Source organism: Psychroflexus tropicus DSM 15496, assembly GCF_000378765.1.
Classification (GTDB): domain Bacteria; phylum Bacteroidota; class Bacteroidia; order Flavobacteriales; family Flavobacteriaceae; genus Psychroflexus; species Psychroflexus tropicus.
The window spans coordinates 753,239-771,444 of the sequence record NZ_KB905342.1 but is presented as its reverse complement, the minus strand read 5'-3'; the positions used below and the strand labels follow the sequence as shown (position 1 = coordinate 771,444).

The window sequence follows — 18,206 nt, the reverse complement described above, 5'->3', positions numbered from 1 at the left end:
TAATTTAATTGTAAAAAGAGTCAAGAGTTAGATATCTTAGATCATGACTCACCGTTTCTGTTTATCATTTTACCTTTCTTCTACAATCTTATGTCTTATCTCTGATACCTAGTCCTCCTCTTCTTCAGAAGCATTTTCGTATTTGAACTTATAGCTTAACATCTTATAGTAGAGTTTGGCTGCAAGAAAATCTGAAGACTTGTCGATTTCATTTGGACAGAGTTCAACGATGTCAAATCCCACGACGTTTTTCTTTTTGAATATTTCTTTTAAAAACTCCAGGGTTTCATACCAAAATAAGCCCCCTGGTTCCGGAGTTCCTGTTGATGGCAAAATAGAAGGATCAAAAGCATCGAGATCTATGGTGATAAATACATTGGGAGTCATCTGCCCAATAGCATCCTCCTGCCAGTCATCGTACAAATCGTGAGCAAAATAGACTCGGTTTTCGTCCATATGCTCTAATTCAGACTCATCCATAGACCGAATACCGACCTGAATTAAGTTTCCTTTTTTACTGGCTTCATGAACCGCACAGGCATGATTGCAGGAGCTTCCTTCATAGGATGGCCTTAAATCGGCATGGGCATCTATCTGCACCACTGTTAATTCAGGAAATTGTTCATGGAAAGCTCTTATTGTTCCAATAGAAACCGAATGTTCTCCTCCAAAAATGGTAACAAATTTTTCTTGTTTGAGATAATTCTTGGTCGTCTTATGAACGGCTTCTACCATTTTTTCTGGAGAGGAGTTTTCAGACACTGGTGGGGCTAAATAGATACCTTGTTTATAAACTTCAGTTCGGGTTTCTATGTCGTACAACTCCATGTTTTCTGAAGCTTCCAGAAACGCCTGTGGGCCTTTATCTGCTCCTTTTTGCCATGAGCTCGTTCCGTCATAAGGAACTGGAATTAAGACGACTTTCGCCTCGTCGATACGAGCATACTTATCAGGAATTCCTGCGTAATTTTTGTTAGATGCCATGATAACCTAGAATTTTTAATAAATCTTCACTTTTTTGTTGTTCGCTAAATAGTTCAGTTGAAAGACTCCCATCGTCGTTCTTTTGTATTAATATATGCTTAGGACTTGGAATTAAGCAATGCTGTAATCCACCAAAACCCCCTATAGTTTCCTGATAAGCCCCCGTATTGAAAAATCCAATATAAAGCGGATCTTCTTTTTCGTATTTGGGTAGATAAATCGCGTTCATATGCTGCTCAGAATTGTAATAATCATCACTATCACAAGTCATCCCTCCAAGAAGAACCCGCTCGTATTTATCCTGCCACCTGTTGAGTGCTAACATAATAAACCGCTTGCTTATCGCCCAGGAATCGGGCAAAGTGGTTATAAACGAAGAGTTGATCATATTCCACTTTTCACGATCATTTTGTTGTTTTTGATATAAAACTTCATAGATAGCACCACCACTTTCTCCAACAGTGAAGCTCCCAAATTCAGTAAAAATATGTGGTACCGATACGTCTTCTTCTTCGCAGGTTAGTTTAATCTGATTGATCACCTCATCGATCATATACTGGTAATCATATTCAAATGCCAGAGAATTTTTAATTGGGAATCCTCCACCAATGTTCAGACTATCAAGGCTTGGACACACTTTTTTTAGACGGGTATACACTCTTAAACACTTCTGCAACTCGTTCCAATAATAAGCATTATCTCTAATGCCAGTATTGATAAAAAAATGAAGCATCTTTAACTCGACCTGATCATTATTTTTGATTTGATCCTCGTAAAATGGGATAATATTTTTGTATCCTATCCCTAACCTGGAAGTATAAAATTCAAATTTAGGCTCTTCTTCAGAAGCGATTCGTATCCCTACTTTAAAATCTTTTTTAATCTCTTTAGATAGCAAAGCAATTTCCTCATAATTATCTATGACGGGAATGCATTTCTCATGCCCTCCGTTAATCAGATTGGCAATATTAGATACATATTGATCTCTTTTAAACCCATTACAAACCACATAAGTATCCTTGGTGATTTTACCCTGGTCTTTCAAACGATTTACTATATCAATATCAAAGGCAGATGATGTTTCAATATGAATATCATTCTTTAAAGCTTCATCCAAAACATGCTTAAAATGGGAGCTTTTTGTACAGTAACAATAATTATAATCTCCTTTATAATTTTGTTTTGTAATAGCTTCATTAAACCATTCTTTGGTCCTCTTTATATTATCAGAAATTTTAGGGAGGTAAGTGAATTTAAGTGGCGCTCCATAAGTTCTAACCAGCTCCATCAAGTCTATATTATGGAAATGGAGTTCATCATTTTTTAGAGAAAATTCATCTTGTGGAAAATCATAAGTTTGACTGATAAGATCAATATACTTTGTATTCATTTATAAGCTATTATTTGCTTTAAAGTTAAGTAAAAAAAGTAGGTTTCGAGGGAATAGACACATCTTAATGTAGAAATAACAGCATTAATTGTGATAGATATAGCATGGCTTGTAGAGACTTCATTTAAGAAGCGAAATATATTTATTTCTATACAAATGAAATCTATTTCAGCTGAACAAAAAAGCCTTGAAATGTTAAAATTCAAGGCTTTTTAATTCGTATTATCCGTTCTTATTATTGAATGGGTTTATCATTTTTCCACTGTCCCGAAAAGCTCTCATTCCCATCTATATCATACAATGTACCCTTACCGCTTCGTAGGCCATTTTCAAATTCACCTTCATAGCGCTCTCCGGTTTTATAATAAAAAGTACCTTCTCCAGAGCGTTCTCCCATTTCAAAATCACCTTCATATCTGGCGCCGTCAGACCACTTATATTCGCCTTCTCCGTCAGGCTTATTACTTGTCCATTCTCCTCTATAAATAGAACCATTAGACCAAACGCCTATTCCACTGCCATTGGCCATATCATTTCTGGTTTCCCCAATATAATGAACTAAAATACTTTTGTCTGACTTAAAGCTTATCACTTTAAGCGTCTCCTTTCGGTTTAGTTTTCTTTTTACTTCTTCAAGTTTGTCACTTAGACTGTCAGACTTGCTTTCAAAACGATTGGAGACCGTCTTCATCCGTTGTTGCAAAGAATCCATTCGACTATATAGAGAATCCTGAACTTTGATTGATTTATCTAATTCTGCTCTAAGCTTATCTTTTGTGAGTTCGTTCTCGGTTTTAGACTCTAACACCTTCTCAATTTGCCTTATCCTCTCTTCCACTCTATTGTTGAGACTAAAATCAGAAGAATTAAGCTCCTTAAGCCTATCCAAAGCCGTTTTCGGCTGCTTATCTACAAGCCAAAGATCATCGATTAGAATAAGCTCCTTTAATTTTTCATTTTCAGATTCGGAAGCTTCATATTTTGATAAGGAAACACTGCCGTTCTTTTGGTAAGCCTTTAAATTGGTGTCTAGAACATAAACAATAACAAGCAGGCTAATAAGGCCAACTAGCGTGAGCATGAAAAATAGCCTGTAGCGTTTTTTATATTTTTTTTCTTTGGAACTCATAGGAATTGTTTGCTATTGATAGAAGCTAGTATCTGGAATTTTATCGTCAAATTTTCTCAAATCCAGGTTGATATACACATTAAATTTAAAAATCCATCTCTGTCTGTAAACTCCACCAAAATCTCCGCTCTGACCAGTTGTATACATCATATTGGCAGAATAACTCATTCTTGGTGAAGCGATATAGCCAATCCCAGGATACAGCCTTAGATCTTCAATAGGATTATCGACAATGCCCTTACCGCTTTGTAAAATTAATTCAACATCAGGATTGAAATAAAAGGCGCCTGGTTGAAGTTTAGGTTTATTAAGAGGAATTTTCATCATAAATTTATACCGCCATCTATTGTTGAATACGTATTCTGATCCCTTTTTGAATTTTTTCTTCCATCTATGTTCAATTCGTATTCTGTGATAAACTCTAAGGTGTTCGAATGGCATCATCCACAAGTATTCATGCCATATTCTAGGTTCTAGTCTTATATCTTCAAATTCATCCCCAGTTTGATCACCAAAATCTACCCGTAATACGCCCCCAAATGTAACTTTGAATTTTTTGTTAGGAATATATTTTATACCATGCCTGTTGTAGATTTGAGCAATATCGCCTATAAAATTTATATTTTCATTTTCGCGAAACCTAAAATGAACTTCTCCATGCCAAAACCATTTATCACTAATCCTAAAGTTAGCGTAGTTATTAAACCAGGTAAGCGTTTCAGGCTCTGCTAAGATCGATTCGTCTGGGAATTCAGTGGTTCCTTCCTGTGCATGTGCATGATAAGTCACCATCAGAATCACAAATAACCTTAAGATGATAGAGGTTGTCAATTTCATAGACATCAATATTGTGATTGTAATTCCAACAGGGAAAGAATACGTTGTGGATCGTTTTCTCTTCTTAGATCTTTTTCAATACCTCTTGTATCTTGGTTACTCAAATCAAGCATTTTCTGGTAGGCTTTATTCATCTCATTCATCGCTAACCCTAAGTCATTACAATTAAAATTGTTTTCGAGTTTATTTAATAAGTAAGGCTGAAGAATATCCACAAATGCTTGATACAGGCTTTCTTTTATCCTTTCAGACATATCCACCATGACGTAAGGGTTAAAAGTGGTTCTGGTGTATACATCGTCAAGTTTATTATCCTTTGCCATTAACTTTCCTAAAAAGTCATGAAACTTAATCATACTTTCAAAACAAGAGAGTACACTTTCAATTCTGTCTTTTTTATTTTCTAGATTATAAGCTCCATATGTATTAAAGGTATTTTCAGACAGATCCAATACCAGATCCTGAAAACGTTCATGATAAAGATTAAAATTTTCATTATCCGGATTTCCAAAAAGTTCTTCTACCTGCTCCTTTCTTGATACGAGCTTTTCTTCATCTCTGGACAGCGATCGTTCAGCTTCCATATTTTGAAAAATAGTCTTAGCCTCTTCATTTAGAGTTTTTACATCCTTTTCAATCGCATCAAGGAGAGTATATGCCTTATTCAAATTAAAATTATTTTTTTCTGGTTGCTTTGGAAATGCATGAGTTTTGGTAATTAACTCAGATTGAAATTCATAAGTCAATTCAACTGGAAAGCGCAATTCAGGCCAGATTTGGTCAAAGACTTTTGTTCTGTCGATATATTCAAAAGCATCAGAACCAATCACATCTACCATGGTTTTAAGCTGACTAAGATCATTACTATATACATTATATACCAACTCTATTTGGTTAAGCTTTTCATTCATGGGCTTGCCAAGTTTCAACTTAGGATTCTCCTTGAACTTCTGAAGAGTGGATTCTATGTTATCAAAACTGGTCTCGATCTTTTCAATTATAACCTTTTCCTGTGAAGAAAAATCATATTTCCTCACTTTAAACTTGCCCAATCCAATGGGGTCACTTCCTCTTAAGCTTTGCCATATATTATGTTCAGATCGAAATGATAGAGAAGAAAGACTACGAGTGATAAAATCATCTGTAGACTCACTTTGTTTCTTTGCAGTAAATAATATTGAAGACGATATCGATTCTATAACTTCCAGCTTAGCCAGCTTTAAAATATCAAAGTACCCCTCTTGCAGGCCAATATCTACCCAATTTTCTTCTTTGTCAACGCTCGTGTCCAAATTTGTATACTCCAGATTAAAGACTTTGCCTTTATATTCTAATTCGTATGATTTTAAAATACCTGCTTCATAGGTTCTCACTTCTTTGATGGGCTGATCTGAAGTTTTATGAGTAATTTCCCACTCACCATGGAAATAACCGTCAGCATTGAAATATCCACTCAAATCAATTGCAGGAGACTTAGATTCAATGCGGCCAGAAATGGTATTGGCTTTGAAAGTAGAACGAACCGTGAGTAAAGTGTCTTCAACTTTTGAATCGTTGTATCGCTGGCTTTTAACGATCCATTTTCCACTGGCTTTCCCGTTCTGGAACTGCCCATTAACTTGTAGTTCTATTCCGGATGCGAGATTTCCAATTTTGAAATCTTCAACATATTTTAGGTCTTTTGGGTTCAACCTTTTGTATGCATAACTCCAATCTCCCTCTTTTATATTAGAAATATACACCCCTTCGTAGGTTATAGCTTCGTAAGCAAATGATTCAAGATGGGATGTAAAAACGGATTGATAAAAAAACTTACCGTCAAATACATCTTCTCCTTTTAAAGTATCGTATTCATATTCAACTTGTCCATTTATGCTGTCATTAATGACCAATGAATCTGTCTTTAACTGTCTTTGTTGAGCTAAACCAATTAAGGAAGTGCTCAACAAAGATATCAGGACAATAGAGTGTAATAGGTGCTTAATCATTGATGTCGCGATTTAAACCATACCCAGATTGATAACTTCTTGCTTACTCAATACACGGTAATGACCTCTAGGTAAATTTTTCTTATCCAGATTAGCATAAACTACCCTGTCTAGTTTTTCAATCTCATAACCAAGTTTCTTGAAGATACGTTGTACAATATGAGCACGCTGACTTCTCAATTCCAAACCGATAATGTTTTTTGGTCTGTTATCTACATAAGCAACTTCTTCTATTTTTACTTTAGAACCTTCTATAAAAGGACCGTCTTTTATCACTTCAAGGTCTGTTTCTTTAAGAGGTTTTGTGAGCTCGACTTGATAGATTTGTCTCACTCCATTCTTATGGCCAGATAGCTTCTTTGCTAGCGTCCCATCATTCGTAAATAGGATGAGTCCCATAGAACTTGTATCCAGCTTTCCCACTGGAGCAAGTTTTGACCTCGAAGCATTTTGAACCAAATCTAAAGCCGTCAATTTCCCCTTATCATAACTTCCAGTGACATAAAAGCCCTTAGGTTTATTGAGTAACACATAAGATTTAGGCTCTGGATTAATCAAGCGCCCATCAAATTTGACTTCGTCGTCTAGCTGCACGTGATGTCCCATTTCTGTAACCACTTTCCCATTTACGGTTACATTACCAGACTTGATATAAATATCTGCATCTCTTCTAGAACATACACCAGAATTAGAGACGTATTTATTAAGACGCATTCCTGCTTTTGGATTTTTAATTTGCTTATCTACCTTAGACTGGGCGACTTCCTTTTTACTGAATTTATTTCTAGTTCCTTTCTTCTTGGGATCTTTATGTTTATGTTGATCTTTCATTTTCAAAATTTGCGCAAAGATACTGTTTTTAAAGCAGTTGATAATTTATTTTACTAAAGCTTTATTTGAATAAATAGCCGAAATGCAATTGAAAAACAGCATTTCTTAATTCTGCAGATTCATAATCTATGCTCTTATTAATAGAGTTGAAGCCAAAAGTGTATCGTAATCCAAAAATAAATCCCCACTCGGTCTTATAGCTCGCTCCAAGACCTAAGGAAACATCAAGCGTTTCGAAATCATTGGTTATATCTCTCACTAGAGGAGATTCCACTTGTTTAGATTTGTACTTCGCATTCATCAGATAGCCTAGCTGAGGACCTAATTCTAATGCCAAGCCTTGCTTAAGGTAATATTTAATAAAAAGTGGAAGATTGATATAATCCAGATTCAACCTATTATCAAAAGGCGATCCTTCATTATAACCTCTATTTGTAGATCCTTGTCTGGAATAACTAACATCAGTATATAAAGCCAAGGAGGAATTTAATTTAAATTCGGCCATAAAACCTCCGGTAAATGAAGCCCTGACAGACTTTTAATTTTCTGCTCCATTTAATTCTGAAACCGCCAAACCAAACCTAGGACCAAATTCAAAAGCAGGTTTTTGGATGTCTTGGCTCATTGACTTACAACCAAACCATATTATAGCTAATAGAAAAATAAACTTTGTCATAACTTCTTAAAACGCAAAAGTAAAGATTAAGCTTTAGTTATCCAGGTTAAGAAACTGATAACTTTGGTAGGGTAATCATAATCTTAGTTGTTTTATTAACACTCATAGATCTAAAATTTACGGTTTTCCCGTACTATGTTTACGGTCAAACCGTAAAGCAAAGTCAATCTATGCTTGTATTTTTGGATATATAAAATACCTAGAGCTATGAAAGCAATAAAAATGTTAATCAAAATGGAGGCGGAAGTTTTAAAGCCTCTAATGCTTAAAGTTGGATTTCACAACGATGATGATATATGGTGGAAATCTACAGCAGATTTTTCCCTAGTCTTGACCTTACAAAAATACTGGTGGTCTTCAGAAGATAAAGTAGATTTTAGAATCAACCTAGGCTTGATGATCCCACCCATTCAAAAAAACTCTTCAGAGCGTCCAGAAATCACAGAACTAGCTGTATGCGTTTCTCAGGATTGCTACCTCCCAGAAGAACTACAATTTCATAAATTTAAAAATAGCATAGGTTACTGTATTAAAACCGGAGATAATTTCGAGCAATTTATCGATATGATAAAGCGAGATTTTGAAGATTATATGATCCCTCAACTCATACAGCAAAAATCATTGGAAGACTGTGTTGACTTTTATAAAGATGTCCCTTTCTGGAACCAGAGACTCGATAGATTTATACAAGAGCATAAATTTAAGGTGATGAATAATTTGGCTAGCTAGTCAACTTCTTTTTAATAAATGTATTTTTGGAATGGTATTGGATGGTTGCTTTCTAACAAAAAACATCAAAAATGCATTCACTTTTACATCGTTTTACAAAAGTCAGTCTCTCTTTTTTCCTCTTATTATCAATCATAGCCTGCAATGACGGCAATGATTCAGCTTACAAGGCAGAATCTTCTGGAAACCTTAATCAGCTTAATATTGTCATTTCTAATGAAGAGTGGCAAGGTGAAGTTGGTGAAACCATACGAGATATCTTTGCAGAAGACGTTTCAGGACTCCCACAACAAGAGCCCAAATATGCCTTAAATCAGATCCCACCTGAAGCTTTCTCTGGATTTGCTAGAAAAAACAGAACATTTCTGAAAATTGAAAATGCTGAAAGACCTGCTCATAAAATTCTTATTGATTCATTTGCGAAGCCACAGGTTGGTATCGCGATTGCAGGACCAGATAGCCAAAGCATTATAAATGAACTTTCTTCTAATAAGGAAGCTTTTCTTAACCGACTGGAGACGACTGAGCTTAAAGAAAAAAGGAGACGAATGCGTAAGGCTCCCAACAAAACAGAAGTTTTAAAGAAATCTCTAGGCTTTACAATGCTCTTTCCTTCGGCATATAGATATGCTAAACAGAAAGAAAATTTCTTCTGGATGAGAAAAGACATCAAAAACGGAAGCATGGAACTACTTGCTTATGAAGTCCCAATGTCAACTATTGAAAGCGGAGGAGATATTATTGCCAACGTCATTAAAATGAGAGATTCTGTTGGAGAACGACACATCCCTGGTCCCAATGAAGATACTCATATGATCACAGAAGAAGCCTATGCACCTTACCTATTTGAAACTGAAATCGATGGCAAATTTGCTTACGAAATCAAAGGCACCTGGGAAGTGAAAGGATTTTTTATGGCTGGACCTTTCGTGACTTACGCTATAAAAGATGAAAAGAATGACAGGTATCTTATTTTAGAAGGCTTTGTATTTAAACCTTCTTCTTCCAAACGCCAACAAATGTTTGAAATTGAAGCGATTTTAAAATCAGCTGAATTCACAGACTGATTATTTTATGCTTACCTATAAAATAGAAAAGACCTCGTTTATCGAGGTCTTTTCATTTGGATAAAATATAACAACAATAGATTAAAATTTCAAAGTTGCCCCTACCAAAAAATTAATTCCAGCCTGTGGGTAAAACCCTGCACCCTGACCAGTCTGTGTTTGTCCCTGTTCATTCTCAAAATCGAAGGTGAAAAAATACCCGTTAGATTCATATTCCACATCAAATACATTATTAACTAGTCCTGTAAACACTATGGATTTAAACAGAGGAACTTCATTCCACTCGTAAACGATATTTAAGTCGTTAGTAAAGAAGCTGTCTAAGAGTGAAACCTCGCTGTCTATATTGCCCATATATTGCTCACCAACGTATTTGGAAATAAAGTTAACCTGGAAGTCTTGAAAAGGATGAAAAATCAGTTGATTAGCGGCAATAATCTCTGGAGAATAAGAAATATTAGTCTCGCCTAAATTTTGGACCTCACCGTTCAAATTAGCTCTGAAGTCAACATTTTTATTACGGCTGAGGGTCAGGTTAGGACGAAGAGAAAACAGTTGATTTAATCTTAAGTCTGCTTCAATTTCTAACCCCAAACGATAACTTTCTCCACTGGTTTCTCTGATTGGAGCCCCTACGTCATCTAAAGCTCCTGTCAAGACCATCTGGTCTTTATAGAGCATCGCATATAAATTTGTATTTATTGAAGATGGTCCAAAATCCAATCTCCAACCCAACTCAAAATCATCCAGAATCTCAGGATTGGTAATACCATTTTCAAAGTCAGTTCTTCTTGGTTCTCGCTGTGCTCTGCCATAAGAGGCGTAAAGCTGATTCTCCTCATTCACTCTAAAAGTTGCTCCTGCTTTGGGGTTGAAAAAATTAAATTGTTCATCAACCAATAGATTCACCTTATCCGAAGTTAAGCCAGAGGTTTCGTAATGAACAAATCTACCCTGCAAGTCACCGAATAGACTAAATTGATCATTGATCTTTATGGTGGCTTTACTAAAAACAGTAAATTCTTGCTTGGTCCCGGTTCCAAAATAGTAATTATCACGTATTTCAGAATTACCGGCAAAGCGCGACCAGATCACCTCACCAAAATGATCGTTGGTATAATAGCTGTAAAACAATCCTGACGTAAAATCCACCTGACTATCGCTATAGCTGCTAGTGGCGTTAACAACATAATAATCGTTATCCAGCCATCGTCTTCTGATTAAATCGCTTTCTTCTATGGTTTCCCCTCCAATGGAAACAGGATCGATTTCATGAAAGGAAAGATCTGCATCTTCTTCATACTGCTCGAAATACCCCCTACCATAAGTATAGTTTAGACTCAGGTTGGTCGACCAATTTGGAGTTAATTTTTGATTCCAGTGCAATTGATAGTGGTCTTGCTTGTAGTTATCTACTTCATTATCATAAAACTGAGTATTACCATTCTCATCGGTATATTGACCCGATGGATTAAAAGTTCTATCGTTTTCTAAAGTTTCCCGATCAATACCATTCCACGCCTGATAGGTGATATTATTCCCCCCAAAAGTAAGTGCTTTAATGTAAGTACCTCCATCCTGAAAGGTTCCCTGAAGGAAATAAGACTTCAGATCTGAGAAGGCCCTATCGATATAACCATCAGATTTGATCTGTGAAAGCCGACCAGTAAATGTAAAATTATCTTCTAAAAGACCAGTCCCAAACTCTACAGTATGTCTTCGAGTACCAAAGGACCCGAATGAATTGGTAAGTTCAGCATTGGCCTTATCATTTTTAGCCTCTGTGAGAATATTTAAGCTTGCACCAAAAGCACCAGACCCATTGGTAGAGGTCCCTACACCACGCTGAAGCTGAATATTTTCTGTAGAAGAGGCGAAATCTGGCAAATTCACCCAAAAGGTGCCCTGACTCTCCTGATCATTGTATGGAATTCCGTTTAAAGTCACATTGACTCTCGAAGCATCGCTCCCTCTCACTCTTATGGACGTATATCCAATCCCGTTTCCTGCATCGGTTGTGGAAACAACGGAAGGTAAAACGTTCAATAAGATAGGAATATCCTGGCCCAGATTTCGTTCTTCAATTTCAGCTTTACTGAAATTGGAATGCGTAATGGGTGAATCTGCATCTACCCTAAAGGCCTGAACTAAAACTTCATCGAGAGATTCTTCAGCTTTGAACATATCAACGTCTAAAGTTAAATTTTGATACAATTTTATATCAAATTCCCTTTGGTTACCATACTTAAAGACCAAGGTATATTCTCCTGATGGCAACATCAACTGATAGTTCCCACTATCATCGGTTACAGTGCCAGAGTTTGTAGATTTGGCATACACACTCACCCCTGAGAGTGGGTTGCCTTGATCGGTGACTTTTCCCTCAACTTTTAGGTTTTGAGAGTAAGATTGCCATCCCCAGAGGATGGTACATAAAAGAAATAATTTGGTTTTCATTCGTAAAAATGGTTTACGAATAAAAGGGGCCATTATTCAAAAGTTAAACATAAAAAAAACCTGATGACCACTTTGGTATCAGGAGTATAAGCAATGCATGACAAGAATTTGTCATTTTCCCTTGGCAACATTACTTGCCCAGGTTCATTGGGTATGATCTCAGTCCTGCTGTCGCAAAACACCCCTTTGAGATTTCGCGCAAATCTAGGAATTAGAATTGAATCAGCCCTTGAAATTCATAATTAAAATAAAGTTTTAAGTTGTCAGATCAAAACTCACTGTAAAAATCAAAAGTATACTGATGTAAATATTAAAGCTTTGGTTTCTTCCTCAACTGCTTTTTATCCGACTGTTGCTTTTTCTTTTGGAGTCGTTTTAGTTTAGAAGATCTTGAAGGCTTTGTTTTTATTCGCTTTTTTGGTTTTTGAAGAGCTTTTTGAATAAGCTTTATGAAGGATTCTTTAACTATCTTTTTATTTTGATGCTGACTTCTGGATTTAGTAACGCTAAGTTTTAAAATGCTATCAGAATTAATTCTATTAGCGAGCTGGTTTAAAATTCTCTGCTTTTCTTGAGAATTGATACACGAGGATTCAGACACATCCCAGGTCAAAATAACTTTAGACTCCGTTTTATTAACGTGTTGTCCTCCCGGACCTCCACTTAAGGCGGATTGAAACTGAACTTCCCCTAAAATAGATTCAATGGATGCCATACTTATTCTGGTTGATGACCTGGTTTTAAAAGATCCATTACTGTTTTAACCGGATTAAAAGTATGGACGGGCACTTCTACAAAAACAGTGTTCCAAAAGGCCATACCACCATTCCACAGGCCTGGAAGCTCTAGAGCTTTAATCGGTTCTCCGCCAACAAATTTGTGAGCAATAAAGCCTTTGTTTTGATCGACGAAATCCTGCAAATCAAAAGTTTTTCCCTTGTAATCTCTAAGACTACATACAATATCAACTGGATTAAAATGCGTAGAAGCTTGCATTTTTTCTTTTTGATCTTCTTGTTTTAAATCGATTTGAGATTTTTCAACAATTTGAAGAGAGATACTATCATCTTCATTTTTGATCCAAAAAGGCCCTCCTCCTGGTGCTCCCTCATTAATCACCATACCACAAACCCGAATCGGGCGGTTTAAATAATGAATGATCTCCTGCTTGTCTTTAAACTGGACATGGATATTCAGCTGATTTCTTAAAAAAGCTTTGACTTCTTCGAGAAATGCATCACTTAAATCATCAGACTCAAGTCGGTTCAAATAATCGAAAGCTTTTTCTTGAAGTTGCAACAGTAATCCTGCTAAAATGGCTTTGTATTTATGAGTAGGTTTGCGTTGTTCATCCTCTGAATCTCGATGAGCGACATTATCAATATTCTTAATAAAAACGAGATCCTCTTTTAAGGCATTCAGGTTTTGAATTAAGGCTCCATGACCCGCTGGCCTAAAGAGAATAACATCATTTTGATCTCTAAAAAGCTCATCCTTAGCATTCAAACATACTGTATCTGTAGAGGGATGCTGAAACGAAAACTCAACTTCAAACCTGACCCCAGTATTATTTTCAATATCTGGCAGAACATCTTTCAGTTTATTTTCAAATTTTGAAAGGTGGTCTTCAGAAATGGTGAAGTGGAGTTTGGCAACATTATCCTTTTCAATGTATTTGGCAGCTTCATAAAAATGCTCTTCAAACGCAGTTAATTTCCCATCATCGTATTTATGAAATGGTATTAAGCCTTTAGGTAAATCTGCCATTTGAAAGCCATTTTTAGATAGCATCTGTTTGGTGAGTTGAAGAGCTGTGTCACCTTCAGATAAATTATTCAAGTCAACGCCCTTTCCTTCAATAGATAATTTCAAATCTTCAAAAAACGGAAGTTGATCTACAGACTCAAACAAGGGAGCTAGTGACTGAAAATCCTCCTTTTCTAAAAAGGAATGAAGACTTTCTCCAGACTTAGGGAATTCATCCATAAACTGATGAAGCAACCGAAACATCCTGGAGGCAGCTCCGCTGGCGGGGACAAATTTAACAGGAACCAAATCGGAATCTGAGTATAGACGATATAGATTGTCTTCCTCTTCTGCAGAGAGCTGCAATATACCATCTCCTACTGTTGCAGGTCGAACGACTTCTAAGGTTGGGAATCCCTTTTCAAAATACTTTAAGTCTTGCTTTACTTTGTCGACTGTAAGGCCGTATGCTTCTATTTGAGTTATGTCTTTAGGATGAAATTGCATAATAAATTATAGCGTTTTTATAATAGATGTGGCTTTTTGTAAACGTTGCTTTAAATTTCCTTTTAAAGTAGTGTAAGGTAATTGCCTTTGAATAAGTGCATTTTCAAAGATACTAAACATTTTAAGTCTTTCATTCGGCTTATCTCTTAAATCATCGGGAACCCAAGGTGTATCGATATAGGTTAAAAAAAAATGAGCGTATTGATGCTCCCTAACGCAATGCTCTAAAACCTCACTTTTAAAGTCTTTATAGTAAACCTGAGCATAAGTTAAAGTTTGAAGCACACAGGTGTCACAAAACAGGTATTGATTTGCTTCAAAAGCTTTCTCATTTTCCAGTTGAATCTGACCCTTAGCAATAGGGATTAGGTCTGAGGGAGCGCATATTTCTGCAACATCATCATATTTCTTTTGCAGATAGTCTCTGGCATACTCTGGCACCCACTCTGTATTGTAGTGATCTGCAAGAGCAGCAGCAAGTGTAGATTTTCCGGTAGATTCGGGTCCAAATAATACTATTCTAGTAAGCTGGTCTTGGGTTTGTTTAAGTGCTTCTTCCATGCTATAAATCCATAAACGGCAATAATAGTAAAAAGAATATATTGAAATGAAGTAAACGTAAGCCCTTTATAATAATACAAAGGAATGGAGATCAAATCCCCTACGATCCAGTAAATCCAGTTCTCCAACCGTTTTTTAGCCATCAACCACATTCCCACAAAGAAGATGCCGGTGGTCAAGACATCCATATAAGTCACCCAACCGTCCCACTTATCGAAAGTTTCGTAAACGATACATACAAAAATACAGGTGGCTGTAAAAATTAAAATCGACTGTAAGTTTTCTTTTTTAGAGGATCTTTCAATAGGGACAAAATGAGAGTCATCTACTTTCCTGGTCCATACGTACCAACCGTAAATGCTCATGATAAAATAATAGGCATTGATCATCATGTCCCCTAGCAGACTGTATTGATACAAAATATAGACAAAAATCGAAGTACTAATAATTCCTGTAGGGAAGACCAAAATATTGTCTTTTTTAGAAAACAACACACTTAAAAACCCAAACACAATCGCTATAACCTCAAGGACGACAAAATGAGTTGGAGTATTCTGGTATTCTGCAAATAACCAATCAAAAATGAGGTTCATAGTCGCTTCTATCAGATTTTACGAGTTTCATATGTATTAGCCCACGCTCCATGGCTTCAAAAGCAATCTCTACCTCATCTTTCAAAATCTGCATCACTGTATCGTATTCGCCATAAACCTGTGTGCTTAAAGGATTTTCTATCACTGTTAAACCAGAATGACGCAGAGCTTTTATAAAATTAATGATGATGGGTTCAAAATCATCCTGAATGGGAGTTAAGGTTAATTCAACTGAAATTTTCATAGTTAAGTATTAAAGGCGCAAGATTATCATTTTAAACTAAAAAAGGCCAGCGTTCCTGCTGACCTTTTAAAAAAAATTATTTTGAATCAGTTAATCTGCCAGAATACTTCTGGAGATCACAATTTTTTGGATTTCTGATGTTCCTTCATAAATTTGGGTAATCTTCGCGTCCCTCATCAAACGCTCTACATGATATTCTTTCACGTATCCATTACCACCATGGACTTGCACTGCTTCTACAGTTACATCCATTGCTACTTTTGAGGCGTAGAGTTTAGCCATTGCACCAGATAAGTCGTAGTTTTCACCATTATCCTTATCCCAGGCTGCTTTCATCACCATATGTCTAGCCGCCTCAATGCTAGTGTGCATATCAGCTAATTTAAAAGCAATGGCCTGATGATTTTTGATTTCGGTTCCAAAAGCTTTTCTGATTTTAGAATAGTCTTTGGCCATTTCATAGGCACCAGCAGCAATTCCTAAAGCTTGGGCTGCGATACCTATTCGTCCTCCAGAAAGGGTTTTCATAGCGAATTTAAAGCCGAATCCATCTTCACCAATACGGTTTTCTTTAGGCACTTTTACATCATTAAAAGTCAAGGAATGCGTATCACTTCCACGGATTCCCATTTTTTGTTCTTTAGGGCCAACTTCAAAGCCTTCCATGCCTTTTTCAAGAATAAACGCGTTGATTCCTCTGTGCTTTTTATCTTTATCGGTATGAGCAATCACTAAGTAAATGTCTGCAGAACCTCCGTTAGTGATCCAGTTTTTAGTTCCATTAATCACATAATGATCTCCATGGTCTATAGCAGTTGTCTTTTGTGAGGTTGCATCACTACCAGCTTCTGGTTCACTCAAACAAAAGGCACCTATTTTTTCTCCTGTGGTTAATTGAGTTAAGTATTTTTTCTTTTGTTCTTCAGTACCGTAAGTATCCAATCCCCAGCATACCAAAGAATTATTTACTGAAACTACCACTGAAGCCGAAGCGTCGATTTTTGATAATTCCTCCATAGCTAACACGTAAGAAACGGTGTCCATTCCACCACCACCATACTCTGGTGACGCCATCATCCCCATAAAGCCTAGCTCGCCTAATTTTTTGATTTGCTCTTTAGGAAATTCTTGCTTCTCATCTCTTTCAATGACTCCTGGTTTCAATTCATTATTAGCGAAATCTCTAGCCGCCTGGCGTATCATTTCATGTTCTTCAGTTAACTTAAAATCCATAGGGTTACTGTTTCAGTTTTATTAAAAATTTGCCACAAATATAAGATTAACTTGAAGAATTTTCAACGTAACCTTTTATAAATTAAGATTAATGTAAAAGCTGTGTAGGCTCAACTTTTAAAATAGGATTTATAAATTAATTGAAGAGTTTAAATTAGTTTTGAGGTTTAAATATCTACTTATGGAAGTCTATTCAGTTATCGGGGTGATGTCAGGTACTTCTCTGGATGGGTTGGATCTCGTGTATTGCAGCATCAAGGCTGGAGTATCTTTTTCTTTTGAAATTCATACCGCTTTAACTTATGAATATACGAACGAATGGAAGCATCAACTAGCCAATGCTCACACATTGCCTTTGGAACGCATCAAAGCGATAGATGTTAACTATACTCAAATTCTGTCTGAATTCATCAACCGATTTATCGATGAACACCAAATTACCAACCTGGACTTTATCGCTTCTCACGGTCATACGGTTTTGCATCAACCTGAAAAGAAGCTCACCTATCAAATAGGAAACCTTCCAGAGCTTGCAAAGTTAACGGGATGTAATGTGATTTGTGACTTTAGAGTTCAGGATGTTGAACTGGGAGGCCAGGGTGCGCCATTGGTTCCTATAGGTGATCGCTTACTTTTTAGCGAATATGATGCTTGTGTTAATTTAGGTGGGTTTGCAAATATCTCCTACGAAAGCAATGGCAAGCGTCTTGCCTTTGACATCTGTCCGGTGAATAAAGTTCTGAATCGATATGCCGAACTTTTGGGGCAAGACTACGATGAAGGTGGTCGTATCGCCAAGGCTTCAGTGGTCAATTCAAAGCTTTTATCTGAGCTGAATACCCTTCAGTATTATTCTTCACCAGGGCCAAAATCTTTAGGCATCGAATGGCTGGAAGCTGAATTTCTTCCCCTACTGGATCAATCTGGATTAAAATCAGAAGAGATTATGGCGACCTGTACTCAGCATTTTGCCCATCAAATTGCAATAGCACTCCAGGGTAAAAAGAAGGTACTTTTTACTGGCGGCGGAAGCTTTAACTCTTATTTGATGCAATTGATTACCGAACAAAGCTCAACAGAACTGATCATTCCCAATCCTGAAGTCGTCAATTATAAGGAGGCTCTCATCTTTGCGCTTTTAGGTGTCCTAAGAGAAAGAAATGAAATCAATGTCCTGGCTTCGGTGACAGGGGCTAGTCATGACCATAGTTCTGGCGAAGTGTTTCTGCCTTAA

At 36.6% G+C, this 18,206-nt stretch carries 17 protein-coding genes and 1 pseudogene; 3 read left to right on the top strand and 15 right to left on the bottom strand.

Going from position 1 to position 18,206, the window contains the following annotated elements; translation table 11 throughout:
- Positions 1 to 108 precede the first annotated feature (108 nt).
- The 8 genes and pseudogenes from speB to F598_RS15255 form a co-directional block, all read right to left on the bottom strand.
- Positions 109 to 984: an agmatinase gene (gene speB, locus F598_RS0103480; RefSeq protein WP_019037635.1), complete on the bottom strand. Its 876-nt coding sequence runs from the start codon at positions 982 to 984 to the stop codon at positions 109 to 111.
- On the bottom strand, positions 974 to 2,374 hold the full coding sequence (locus F598_RS0103475; protein ID WP_019037634.1) for an arginine decarboxylase: 1,401 nt from the start codon (positions 2,372 to 2,374) through the stop codon (positions 974 to 976). The genes speB and F598_RS0103475 overlap by 11 nt, the downstream gene beginning before the upstream one ends.
- Positions 2,375 to 2,609: 235 nt before the next feature.
- Positions 2,610 to 3,503: an MORN repeat-containing protein gene (locus tag F598_RS14865; protein WP_019037633.1), complete on the bottom strand. Its 894-nt coding sequence runs from the start codon at positions 3,501 to 3,503 to the stop codon at positions 2,610 to 2,612.
- A 12-nt stretch (positions 3,504 to 3,515) separates the two neighbouring features.
- A complete protein-coding gene (locus F598_RS14310) occupies positions 3,516 to 4,340 on the bottom strand; it encodes a DUF2490 domain-containing protein (protein ID WP_169334099.1) in 825 nt (274 codons plus the stop codon).
- Positions 4,341 to 4,345: 5 nt separating this feature from the next.
- On the bottom strand, positions 4,346 to 6,328 hold the full coding sequence (locus F598_RS0103460) for a hypothetical protein (RefSeq protein ID WP_019037631.1): 1,983 nt from the start codon (positions 6,326 to 6,328) through the stop codon (positions 4,346 to 4,348).
- Positions 6,329 to 6,340: 12 nt separating this feature from the next.
- On the bottom strand, positions 6,341 to 7,159 hold the full coding sequence (locus tag F598_RS0103455; RefSeq protein ID WP_019037630.1) for a pseudouridine synthase: 819 nt from the start codon (positions 7,157 to 7,159) through the stop codon (positions 6,341 to 6,343).
- 61 nt (positions 7,160 to 7,220) lie between these two features.
- A pseudogene (locus tag F598_RS0103450) lies at positions 7,221 to 7,682 on the bottom strand (porin family protein); the annotation flags it as partial.
- A gap of 15 nt (positions 7,683 to 7,697) precedes the next feature.
- Positions 7,698 to 7,835 carry a hypothetical protein gene (locus tag F598_RS15255; protein WP_019037628.1) on the bottom strand — a complete coding sequence of 46 codons (138 nt, stop codon included), beginning with the start codon at positions 7,833 to 7,835 and terminating at the stop codon, positions 7,698 to 7,700.
- Between the two features lie 207 nt (positions 7,836 to 8,042).
- Here F598_RS15255 and F598_RS0103440 point away from each other — a divergent pair, with 207 nt between their 5' ends.
- A complete protein-coding gene (locus tag F598_RS0103440; protein ID WP_019037627.1) occupies positions 8,043 to 8,564 on the top strand; it encodes a DUF4304 domain-containing protein in 522 nt (173 codons plus the stop codon).
- A 71-nt stretch (positions 8,565 to 8,635) separates the two neighbouring features.
- Entirely contained in the window at positions 8,636 to 9,631 is a 996-nt protein-coding gene (locus F598_RS0103435; RefSeq protein WP_019037626.1) for a DUF4837 family protein, read from the top strand.
- Positions 9,632 to 9,712: 81 nt separating this feature from the next.
- Here the strand turns inward: F598_RS0103435 and F598_RS0103430 are convergent, their stop codons facing one another.
- From F598_RS0103430 to F598_RS0103400, 7 genes are all read right to left on the bottom strand, one after another.
- Complete coding sequence (locus F598_RS0103430) at positions 9,713 to 12,088, bottom strand: TonB-dependent receptor (RefSeq protein WP_026302496.1); 2,376 nt, start codon at positions 12,086 to 12,088, stop codon at positions 9,713 to 9,715.
- Between the two features lie 310 nt (positions 12,089 to 12,398).
- Positions 12,399 to 12,803 (bottom strand): alternative ribosome rescue aminoacyl-tRNA hydrolase ArfB, encoded by a 405-nt coding sequence (gene arfB / locus F598_RS0103425; RefSeq protein WP_019037624.1) that lies wholly within the window; start codon positions 12,801 to 12,803, stop codon positions 12,399 to 12,401.
- Between the two features lie 2 nt (positions 12,804 to 12,805).
- Positions 12,806 to 14,341, bottom strand: a complete 1,536-nt coding sequence (locus F598_RS0103420) for a DUF4301 family protein (RefSeq protein ID WP_019037623.1) — start codon at positions 14,339 to 14,341, stop codon at positions 12,806 to 12,808.
- 6 nt (positions 14,342 to 14,347) lie between these two features.
- Positions 14,348 to 14,902, bottom strand: coding sequence for an AAA family ATPase (locus tag F598_RS0103415; protein ID WP_019037622.1), 555 nt, complete (start codon positions 14,900 to 14,902; stop codon positions 14,348 to 14,350).
- Positions 14,857 to 15,495 (bottom strand): nicotinamide riboside transporter PnuC, encoded by a 639-nt coding sequence (gene pnuC, locus F598_RS0103410; RefSeq protein WP_019037621.1) that lies wholly within the window; start codon positions 15,493 to 15,495, stop codon positions 14,857 to 14,859. The genes F598_RS0103415 and pnuC overlap by 46 nt, the downstream gene beginning before the upstream one ends.
- Positions 15,479 to 15,739: a thiamine-binding protein gene (locus tag F598_RS0103405; protein ID WP_019037620.1), complete on the bottom strand. Its 261-nt coding sequence runs from the start codon at positions 15,737 to 15,739 to the stop codon at positions 15,479 to 15,481. Before F598_RS0103405 ends, pnuC begins: the two co-directional genes overlap by 17 nt.
- 90 nt (positions 15,740 to 15,829) lie before the next feature.
- A complete protein-coding gene (locus F598_RS0103400; RefSeq protein WP_019037619.1) occupies positions 15,830 to 16,972 on the bottom strand; it encodes an acyl-CoA dehydrogenase family protein in 1,143 nt (380 codons plus the stop codon).
- 181 nt (positions 16,973 to 17,153) lie between these two features.
- Here F598_RS0103400 and F598_RS0103395 point away from each other — a divergent pair, with 181 nt between their 5' ends.
- Positions 17,154 to 18,206, top strand: a complete 1,053-nt coding sequence (locus F598_RS0103395; protein WP_019037618.1) for an anhydro-N-acetylmuramic acid kinase — start codon at positions 17,154 to 17,156, stop codon at positions 18,204 to 18,206.

Excerpts from the sequence above, each read along its gene's own strand:
- F598_RS0103415 (WP_019037622.1), bottom strand. The coding sequence starts at position 14,902 with ATGGAAGAAGCACTTAAACAAACCCAAGACCAGCTTACTAGAATAGTA.
- F598_RS14310 (WP_169334099.1), bottom strand. The coding sequence starts at position 4,340 with ATGAAATTGACAACCTCTATCATCTTAAGGTTATTTGTGATTCTGATG.
- F598_RS0103435 (WP_019037626.1), top strand. The coding sequence starts at position 8,636 with ATGCATTCACTTTTACATCGTTTTACAAAAGTCAGTCTCTCTTTTTTC.
- speB (WP_019037635.1), bottom strand. The coding sequence starts at position 984 with ATGGCATCTAACAAAAATTACGCAGGAATTCCTGATAAGTATGCTCGT.
- F598_RS0103440 (WP_019037627.1), top strand. The coding sequence starts at position 8,043 with ATGAAAGCAATAAAAATGTTAATCAAAATGGAGGCGGAAGTTTTAAAG.
- F598_RS0103430 (WP_026302496.1), bottom strand. The coding sequence starts at position 12,088 with ATGAAAACCAAATTATTTCTTTTATGTACCATCCTCTGGGGATGGCAA.
- F598_RS0103460 (WP_019037631.1), bottom strand. The coding sequence starts at position 6,328 with ATGATTAAGCACCTATTACACTCTATTGTCCTGATATCTTTGTTGAGC.
- F598_RS0103455 (WP_019037630.1), bottom strand. The coding sequence starts at position 7,159 with ATGAAAGATCAACATAAACATAAAGATCCCAAGAAGAAAGGAACTAGA.
- F598_RS14865 (WP_019037633.1), bottom strand. The coding sequence starts at position 3,503 with ATGAGTTCCAAAGAAAAAAAATATAAAAAACGCTACAGGCTATTTTTC.
- F598_RS0103405 (WP_019037620.1), bottom strand. The coding sequence starts at position 15,739 with ATGAAAATTTCAGTTGAATTAACCTTAACTCCCATTCAGGATGATTTT.
- F598_RS0103420 (WP_019037623.1), bottom strand. The coding sequence starts at position 14,341 with ATGCAATTTCATCCTAAAGACATAACTCAAATAGAAGCATACGGCCTT.
- F598_RS0103400 (WP_019037619.1), bottom strand. The coding sequence starts at position 16,972 with ATGGATTTTAAGTTAACTGAAGAACATGAAATGATACGCCAGGCGGCT.
- F598_RS15255 (WP_019037628.1), bottom strand. The coding sequence starts at position 7,835 with ATGACAAAGTTTATTTTTCTATTAGCTATAATATGGTTTGGTTGTAAG.
- F598_RS0103395 (WP_019037618.1), top strand. The coding sequence starts at position 17,154 with ATGGAAGTCTATTCAGTTATCGGGGTGATGTCAGGTACTTCTCTGGAT.
- F598_RS0103475 (WP_019037634.1), bottom strand. The coding sequence starts at position 2,374 with ATGAATACAAAGTATATTGATCTTATCAGTCAAACTTATGATTTTCCA.
- pnuC (WP_019037621.1), bottom strand. The coding sequence starts at position 15,495 with ATGAACCTCATTTTTGATTGGTTATTTGCAGAATACCAGAATACTCCA.
- arfB (WP_019037624.1), bottom strand. The coding sequence starts at position 12,803 with ATGGCATCCATTGAATCTATTTTAGGGGAAGTTCAGTTTCAATCCGCC.